This window comes from uncultured Arenimonas sp., from assembly GCF_963976025.1.
Taxonomy (GTDB): domain Bacteria; phylum Pseudomonadota; class Gammaproteobacteria; order Xanthomonadales; family Xanthomonadaceae; genus Arenimonas.
Genome location: NZ_CAXBJS010000279.1, coordinates 1 through 1,914, shown reverse-complemented (window position 1 = coordinate 1,914; position 1,914 = coordinate 1). Strand labels below are relative to the sequence as shown.

Here is a 1,914-nt window from a genome sequence, read left to right as displayed (position 1 = left end):
CCCGCCGCGACCTGCAGGCCCGGGCCAAGGCCAAGGGCCTGCCCTGGGACACCGCCAAGGGTTTCGACCACTCCGCGCCCGCCAGTGAGCTGGTGCCCGCCGCCGAAGCCGGCGACCTCGACCAGCGCCTGCTGTGGCTGGACGTCAACGGGCAGCGCCGCCAGCAGGCCACGCTGGCCAGCATGGTCTTCAGCGTCGCCGAAGTGATCAACGAACTCTCGAAGCTGTATGCCCTCAAGGCCGGCGACCTGGTCTTCATGGGCACGCCCGCCGGCGTCGCCGCGTTGCAGCAGGGCGACAGCTTCCACGCCGGCATCGAAGGCCTGGTGACGCTGGAAGGTCGTATCACCTGATCCTCCGTCCGGTGTAGATTCACGGTCGGACCCGCAACCACCGACCGGAGCTGACACATGGGAATGGCCAAGGAATTCAAGGAATTTGCGCTGCGCGGCAACGTCGTCGACCTGGCGGTCGGCGTGGTCATCGGCGCCGCATTCGGCAAGATCGTTACCTCGCTGGTCAACGACATCGTGATGCCGGCCCTGGGATACGCCATCGGCGGCGTTGATTTCGGCGACCTGGCCATCGAGCTCAAGGCCGCCACCGTGGACGCCGCCGGCACCGAGATCCCGGCCGTGCTGATCAAATACGGCGCCTTCATCCAGACCGTGGTGGACTTCCTGATCATCGCCCTGGCCATCTTCGTGGCCGTGAAGGTGATGAACTCGCTCAAGCGCAAGGAAGCGGCCTCGCCCGAGCCGCCGCCGGCGCCCAGCGAAGAAGTGAAGCTGCTCACCGAGATTCGCGACAGCCTCAAGTCGCGCTGATACCGAACGTTACATCCCGACGCCGGCCCCCGGGGCCGGCGTCGCCTTGCCGGAGACACCGAATGCGACCCGTCCGAACCCTGCTTGCCCTGTCCCTGCTGGCCGCCGCGCCGGCCTTCGCCGCCACCGGCCTGGATGCCGGCGACATCGCCGCGGCCGAGGGCCTGCGCGAGCGGGCGATGCGCGGCAGCGAAGCCTGGAACGTGGTGGAGTCGCTGACCACCGAAGTCGGCCCGCGCCTGGCCGGCACCCCGGCGGACGCGAAGGCGGTTGAATGGGCGAAGGCGAAGATGCAGGCGATGGGCTTCGACAAGGTTTACCTCGAGCCCGTGACCTTCCCGGTCTGGCTGCGCCACCACGAGCGCGCCGAGGTCCTGGCGCCCTACCCGCAGCCGCTGGTGATCACCGCCCTGGGCGGCAGCGTCGGCACCGGCGAGGCGCCGATCGACGCCGAGGTCGTGGCCTTCGCCACGCTCGATGCGCTCAAGGCGGCGCCCGAGGGCAGCCTGGACGGCAAGATCGCGGTCATCACCAACCGCATGGTGCGCTTCAAGGACGGCCGTGGTTATGGCCCGGCGGTGGGCGCACGCAGCCAGGGCGCGGTGGAAGCCGCGCGCAAGGGCGCGGTGGCCGTGCTTATCCGTTCCATCGGCACCAGCTCCGACCGCTTCGCCCACACCGGCACCATGCGCTATGCCGAAGACGTGCCGCGCATCCCCGCCGCGGCGCTGTCCAACCCCGACGCCGACCTGATCGAACACATGGTCGCGCGCGGCAAGCCGGTGCGCCTGCGCCTGGACATCGCCGCCGAAACGGTGGCCGACTACACCTCGCACAACGTCATCGGCGAGATCCGCGGCCGCGACCTGCCCGGCGAAGTCGTCACCATCGGCGGCCACCTCGATTCCTGGGACCTGGGCACGGGCGCGATCGACGACGGCGCCGGCATCGGCATCACCTTCGCCGCCGGCGCCCTGATCGGCCAGCTTGAACGCGCACCGCGTCGCACCGTGCGCGTGATTGCCTACGCCAACGAAGAACAGGGTCTTTACGGCGGCAAGGCCTATGCCGAGGCGCGCGCCGCCGC

The 1,914-nt window shown here is 69.7% G+C and carries 3 protein-coding genes; all 3 read left to right on the top strand.

Features of this window, described 5'->3' with window-relative positions; translation table 11 throughout:
- On the top strand, positions 1-353 hold a 353-nt coding region (locus AACZ35_RS14070; protein ID WP_339830374.1), incomplete at its 5' end, for a fumarylacetoacetate hydrolase family protein.
- A gap of 57 nt (positions 354-410) precedes the next feature.
- Entirely contained in the window at positions 411-827 is a 417-nt protein-coding gene (gene mscL, locus AACZ35_RS14065; RefSeq protein WP_339830371.1) for a large-conductance mechanosensitive channel protein MscL, read from the top strand.
- 62 nt (positions 828-889) lie between these two features.
- The coding region (locus AACZ35_RS14060; protein WP_339830368.1) for a M28 family peptidase at positions 890-1,914 on the top strand (1,025 nt) is incomplete at its 3' end.

Bases quoted from the DNA above. Each gene is read 5' to 3' on its own strand.
- mscL (WP_339830371.1), top strand. From the start codon at position 411: ATGGGAATGGCCAAGGAATTCAAGGAATTTGCGCTGCGCGGCAACGTC.